Source organism: Microcystis sp. M_QC_C_20170808_M9Col (assembly GCF_007095495.1).
GTDB classification, from domain to species: domain Bacteria; phylum Cyanobacteriota; class Cyanobacteriia; order Cyanobacteriales; family Microcystaceae; genus Microcystis; species Microcystis aeruginosa.
The window spans coordinates 1-7,261 of sequence record NZ_SFBZ01000209.1; the positions used below are offsets into that span (position 1 = coordinate 1).

At 41.2% G+C, this 7,261-nt stretch carries 2 protein-coding genes; both read left to right on the forward strand.

The window, feature by feature from the left end; all coding sequences use genetic code 11:
* The coding region (locus tag EWV68_RS12215; RefSeq protein ID WP_287169927.1) for a non-ribosomal peptide synthetase at positions 1-5,247 on the forward strand (5,247 nt) is incomplete at its 5' end.
* Positions 5,248-5,412: 165 nt separating this feature from the next.
* Positions 5,413-7,261: condensation domain-containing protein (locus EWV68_RS12220; RefSeq protein WP_287169928.1), on the forward strand; the 1,849-nt coding region annotated here is incomplete at its 3' end.

Sequence of the window (7,261 nt, forward strand, 5' to 3'; positions counted from 1 at the left end):
AGTCCTTTTGAGAAGGATGAAGTGATCCCCCCAACCCCCCTTAATAAGGGGGGCAATGAGCCGTCAAAATTATATAAAACGGGAGACTTAGGGCGTTATTTACCCGATGGTAATATTGAGTATTTAGGACGCATTGACAATCAAGTTAAGATTCGGGGTTTTCGGATTGAATTAGGAGAAATTGAATCGTTACTCAACCAAAATGAGGCGGTACAGTCTTCTTGTGTGATTGTTCGTGAAGATAATCTAGGGGATAAACGCTTAGTTGCTTACGTTGTACCGCAACCCGAAATCAACCTGACAATTAACGAAATACGGCAATTTTTGCGAGCAAAATTACCTGATTATATGGTTCCAACTGCGTTTGTCCTTCTTGATACTTTCCCCTTAACTCCCAATGGCAAAATAGACCGCCGTGCTTTACCTGTTCCCGATTTACAGAGCCAAGGTGAATATATAGCTCCCCGTAACCCCATTGAAGAAAAAATGGCGCAGATTTGGGCTGAGGTACTGAAATTAAAACGAGTCAGTATTGAGGATAATTTCTTTGAATTAGGTGGACATTCTCTGTTGGCAACTCAAGTTATTTCTCGTTTACAGGAAACCTTTGAGATTGTTGTTCCCTTGCGTTATCTGTTTGAATCCCCAACCATTGCTCAGTTAAGTGCGGTAATTTTAAAAGAACTGCAAACAGGTTTAGGGTTAAAGCTACCATCAATTGTCCCCGTTAATCGAGAGGATGATATTCCCCTATCCTGGGCCCAGGAACGTCTCTGGTTTGTGAATCAATTAGAAGGAGAAAGTGGGGCTTATACTATTGATTTAACGATGCGTTTGCGCGGAAATCTCAATATTAAAGCCTTAGAAAAAGCTTTCCAAGCCATTATTCAACGCCATGAACCCCTACGGACTCAGTTTAAGCTCAAAGATAACAAACCAATACAAGCGATCGATTCTAATATAACCTTCACCTTACCAGTTGTCAATCTGCAAAACCTCAGCCATTCTGAGCAACAGGTAAAAAACCTGTTATTAGCAGCAGCATCCGAACCCTTTGATCTCGAATCAGGGTCAATATTACGAGTCAAATTATGGCAAGTCAAGACAGAGGAATATGTACTATTATTAGCCATTCACCATATTGCGGCGGATGGTTGGTCAATAGGTGTTTTAGTTGACGAATTATCGGTCTATTATCGAAGTTTCTGCACCGGGACAAAAGCAGATTTACCTGATTTATCAATACAGTATGCTGACTTTGCCCTGTGGCAGCGTCAATGGTTAACTAATGAAGTATTAGACCGTCAATTAAGCTACTGGAAGCAACAATTAACCGGGATTCCCCTACTACACCAACTTCCCACAGACCGTCCCCGGCCAGCAATCCAAAGCTTTCGCGGAGGGACGGAGCGACTGCAACTAGATAGTCAACTAACGCAACAATTGAAAAAACTTAGTCAAGAGTCCGGTAGCACTCTTTTTATGACATTACTAGCGGGTTTTGCTGTGTTACTATCTCGTTATAGTCAACAAACAGATGTGGTAATTGGTTCACCAATTGCTAACCGTAACCGCACCGAAATTGAAGGGTTAATCGGCTTTTTTGTCAATAGTTTAGTGTTAAGATTTGATTTATCTCAAGACCCTACCTTTGAGGATTTTCTCGCGCAGGTCAGACAAACTACTCAAGATGCTTACGACCATCAAGATTTACCCTTCGAGATGTTAGTCGAAAAATTACAAATTGAGCGCCATTTAGATCGTAATCCTTTAACACAGATAGTTTTTGCCCTTCAGAATGCTCCTAGTTCTCCCTGGGATTTACCCGGAGTAAACATTGAGGAGATACCATCGGGATTTGATTCAGTCAGGGTTGACTTAGAAGTTTACCTCTGGGATGCACCGGAAGGATTAGGCGGTTTTTGCTCTTATAACAGGGATTTATTTGATGCTGAAACTATTGTCCGTATGATGAATCATTTTAAGACTTTGTTGGCGGCAATTGTGGAAAATCCCCGTCAATCAGTAGCTTCACTACCCTTATTAACCCCAGAGGAAGAGTATCAACTATTAGAGGAGTGGAATGAGACAAAAGCTGATTACTCCTATAACAAGTGTATTCATCAATTAATTGAGGAACAAGCAGCGCGTACCCCTGATGGAGTAGCAGTAGTCTTTGAAAATCAACAGTTGACCTATGCAGAATTAAATAGTCGGGCCAATCAACTAGCTCACTATTTACGCTCTTTAGGTGTAGAAACCGAGGTAATAGTCGGTTTATGTGTAGAGCGCTCTTTAGACATGATTGTGGCATTAATAGCCATCCTTAAAGCCGGTGCTGCCTATCTACCCCTTGACCCAGAATATCCTCAAGAACGCCTACAATTTATGTTAGAGGATAGTCAAGTACCCTTATTACTAACCCAAAGTTCACTGATTGATAAACTCCCAAATCATCAAGTTAAAACTGTATTTTTGGCTGAAATTTGGCAAGAAATTAAACCAATGAACTGGGATAATTTGACGGTGAAGGTAACAGCTTCTAATTTAGCTAATGTGATTTATACTTCTGGTTCTACGGGTAAACCTAAAGGGGTGATGGTTGAACATCAAGGGTTGTGTAACCTTGCTCTGGCGCAAATTCAGACTTTTGCTGTGTCTTCTCAGAGTCGAGTGCTTCAGTTTGCTTCTTTTAGTTTTGATGCCTGTATTTGGGAAGTTTTGATGGCTTTGGGAGCGGGAGCGAGACTTTATCTGGCAAGTAAAGAAAATTTAATGCCCGGTTTACCCTTAATCAAGCAATTACGGGAGAATAAGATTACTCATATTACTCTACCGCCATCAGCTTTAGCGGTTCTGTCTTGGGAAAATCTTTCCTCTCTGCAAACTATTATTGTCGCCGGGGAAGCTTGTTCTCCTGAATTGGTGAAAAAATGGTCCCAGGGACGAAATTTCTTTAATGGTTATGGACCCACAGAAGGAAGTGTTTGTGCAACGGTAGCTAAATGTACGCCGGTTGATGCAAAAATAACTATTGGTCGGCCAATTCCTCATGTGCAGGTTTATATTTTAGACTCGCATTTACAACCGGTTCCTATCGGTGTACCCGGGGAATTACATATCGGAGGAGCAGGAGTAGCCAGAGGTTATTTGAATCGCCTAGAATTGACAGCAGAGAAATTTATCTCTAACCCGTTTGTCTCCCTTGATCCCCCCCTAACCCCCCTTGATAAGGGGGGAGAGCAGCCGTCAAAATTATACAAAACGGGAGATTTAGCCCGTTATTTACCCGATGGTCAGATTGAATATCTGGGACGGATTGACAACCAAGTTAAAGTGCGGGGTTTCCGTATCGAGTTAGGGGAAATTGAAGCAGTTTTGAGCCAACATCCCCTAGTACAAGAAGCGGTTGTGATGGCTCGCGCTGATCAGGCAAGTGATCATGATCAAGACCAGCTTAATACTAATTTGGTAGCCTACTTAGTTCCGGCTCTCAAGGGTCAAGTATTGCCCGAACAGCTTGCTCAATGGCAGAGTGAATATGTTAGTGATTGGCAAAAGATTTACGAAGAATCCTACAGTAAACCCCAACCTCAAATTGAAGACCCCACTTTTAATATTAGTGGTTGGAATAGTAGTTATACGGGACAAGCTATTCCCGCAGCAGAAATGCAGGAATGGGTTGATCAGACAGTGAGCCGAATTTTAGGAAATCAACCACCGCAACGAGTGTTAGAAATTGGTTGCGGAAGTGGATTATTGCTATTCCGTGTGGCGAAACATTGTGAGGAATATTGGGGAGCCGATTATTCCGCTGCTACTATTAATAACCTCGAACAGTTATGTAGCACAATTGAGGGTTTAGAGGGCAAAGTAAAATTATTACACCGAACAGCCGATGATTTTACTGGCATTCCCCAAGCTACTTTTGATCGAGTAGTAATTAACTCTGTTGTTCAGTATTTCCCTAGTGTGGATTATCTATTACAAGTTATCGCAGGAGCAGTCAAGACGATTGCGGATCAGGGTAAGATTTTCCTAGGTGATATCCGTAGTTTGTCCTTACTAGAGCCTTACCATGCCGCGGTACAGTTAGCTCGTGCTGAAGCTAATAAAACCCTTGAAGAATGGCAAAAACAGGTGAATCAAAGTGTAGCTACCGAAGAAGAATTGTTAATTGAACCTCAGTTCTTTATCGCGCTTAAACAACGTTTTCCGCGAATTTCTTGGGTAGAAATTGCCCCGAAACGGGGTCAGGCTGACAATGAGTTAACCCAATTCCGCTATGATGTTACTTTATATCTGGATACTGATGGGCAAAAAACGACAATTCCTTGGCTAAATTGGCAGCGGGATCGGTTTTCTTTAGCGCAACTGCAAGATAAATTGAAACTGGAACAACCAGAATATTTAGGCATCAGAGATGTACCCAATCAACGATTACAAAAGGCACTACAAATTTTAGACTGTTTAGAAAATCCTCCTGGGGTAAAAACGGTGGGAGAATTGCGGCAATTGTTAGCAAAAAATAGCGGGATAGGGATTAATCCTGAGCAAATGTGGCAACTGGGAGAACAGTTAGGTTACACTGTTCATCTCAGTTGGTGGGAAGGTAGTCAAGATGGTTCTTTCGATGTGGTTTTCTGTCGCCAGAATGCCATCCTAGAACCGATAATAAGTAAAGTTGATGAACAACCATACCCCAATTTTTGGGATGATGAGAGGATTATTCCCAAATCCTGGACTGATTATACGAATAATCCTCTATATGGTAAATTAGTCCAGAAGCTGATACCACAGGTGCGGGAATTTGTCCAACAAAAGCTACCTAGTTATATGGTTCCCCAGGCTTTGGTTTTGCTTAATACCCTACCCTTGACTCCTAATGGTAAAGTAGATCGGCTGGCTTTGCCTACACCCGATACAGCTACACGCAATTTAGCTACGGGATTTCTCGCACCTCGTACCCCGATTGAAACTCAAATAGCTCAAATTTGGAGTGAAGTTTTGGGAGTCGAACGTATTGGAATTAAGGATAATTTCTTTGAATTGGGAGGACATTCTTTGTTAGCGACTCAGGTTATTTCCCGTTCCCGCGATCTTTTCTCGGTGGAATTGTCTTTACAAAATCTGCTGGAATACCCAACTATCGCTAATTTAGCCCAAATCATTGAAGTTCTTACCGTTGCACCGGGAGAAACAGCTATGACTGAAAGCTTGGAAGATTATGAGGATGGTGAATTATAAAAACAGTTAAAGTTTTAGCTGATATCAATAGTTTAGCAAGACAGTTAAAACGGCAAAGGACAAATATTGATCCTAGTCAATGGCAATCTGATGTACTTTTACATCCTCAGGGCAAACTTCGTGATTTAGAGCTAATTTAACAACAACTTTGGAGGCAATTGGTAAGTGAAAGTAGGAGATTTTTTAGCGTATTTGAAGGGTTTAGAGATTAAACTATGGCTGGAAGGCGAAAAACTTCGTTTTCAGGCTCCCAAAGGGGTTATGACCCCAGAAATTAAAGAAGAAATCGCCGCCAAAAAACCTGAAATTTTGGACTTTTTAAGAGCGGCAAAAATCCCAACTAATACTGTTGATTTAGAGATTATTCCCGTGTCACGGGATCAGGATTTACCCCTCTCTTTTGCTCAACAACGACTCTGGTTTTTACACCAACTTTCCCCCGATAGTCATTCCTATAATCTGTTGGACGCTTTGCGGTTAGAAGGAAACCTCAATCTATTAGCTTTAGAACAAAGTCTCAGTGAACTGATTCGCCGTCATGAAATTTTAAGAACCACTTTTCCTATGGTAGAAGGGCAACCAATTCAGCGCATTGCTCCCCCTTCAACCGTAAGTTTACCCCTGGAAGATTTACAAGGTTTATCAAAGAATGAACAAACAGAACATCTGCAAGAAATAGCGATTGCTTTCTCCTTAAAACCCTTTAATCTAGCCAAGGAATCATTAGTCCAATTTAAGTTACTTAAACTGGGTTCTCAAGAGTATGTATTGCTGTTGAAGATGCACCATATTATTTACGATGGTTGGTCTTTGAGCATATTCTTTGGTGAATTATCTCAACTTTATGCGGCCTTTGTCCGGGGGTTGCCTTCCCCTCTCCCTGAATTATCGATTCAATACGCCGATTTTGCTGTATGGCAACGTCAATGGCTCACTGGTGAAGTTTTGGAGCGTCAACTTAATTACTGGCAAAAACAGTTACAAGATGCACCTACTATTTTAGAATTGCCGACGGATTATCCCCGTCCTCCAATTCCTAGTTTCCGGGGTGATGGGCAGGTTTTTCGACTGAATCAAGACTTAACGCAACGCCTCAAACGGTTAAGTCAGGAGTCAGGAGCAACACTATTTATGACTTTACTGGCGGCTTTTTTTGTCCTAATTTCTCGTTATAGTGGTCAATTAGATGTTTTGGTAGGTTCTCCCATCGCTAATCGTAATAGTTCGGCAATTGAGAAATTAATGGGCTTTTTTGCCAATACTTTGGCTTTAAGGGGTGATATGTCGGGAAATCCGAGTTTTCTGGAGTTATTAGAACGAGTAAAGCAAACAACTTTATCAGCTTATGCTCATCAAGATTTGCCTTTTGAAATGTTAGTAGAAAAATTACAATTAAACCGAGATTTAAGTCACAATCCTTTGATACAGGTGATGTTCTCACTGCAAAATACTCCCCAATCTGAGGCCAGTTTATCTGGCTTAAAGATGGAGAGTTTGCCTTTATCTGTTGAGATTAAAGCGCGATTTGATTTAGAGGTAAATTTTTGGGAAGTTTCTGATCGTTTAGAAGCGGTTTGGTGTTATAGTACGGATTTGTTTGCTGCCCCCACTATTAACCAAATGGGGCAACATTTTCAGAATCTCTTAACTGCGATTGCAGCTAATCCCAATATGGGAATTTTTGAGTTATCGATGTTAACTGATGAAGAACGTTATCAATTGTTATCATTGTGGAACGAAACTCACACAGATTATCCCTCTGATAAATGTATTCATCAATTATTTGAAGAACAGGTAAAACGCACACCCGACGGGGTAGCAGTGGTATGTTCAGAGCAAAAATTAACCTACAATGAATTAAATTGTCGTGCTAATCAATTAGCTCATTATCTGCGAAAATTAGGAGTAAAACCAGAGGAATTAGTGGGGATTTGTCTAGAGCGTTCTTTAGACATGATTGTGGGATTATTGGCTATTCTTAAAGTCGGTGGAGCTTATGTTCCTATTGACCCAG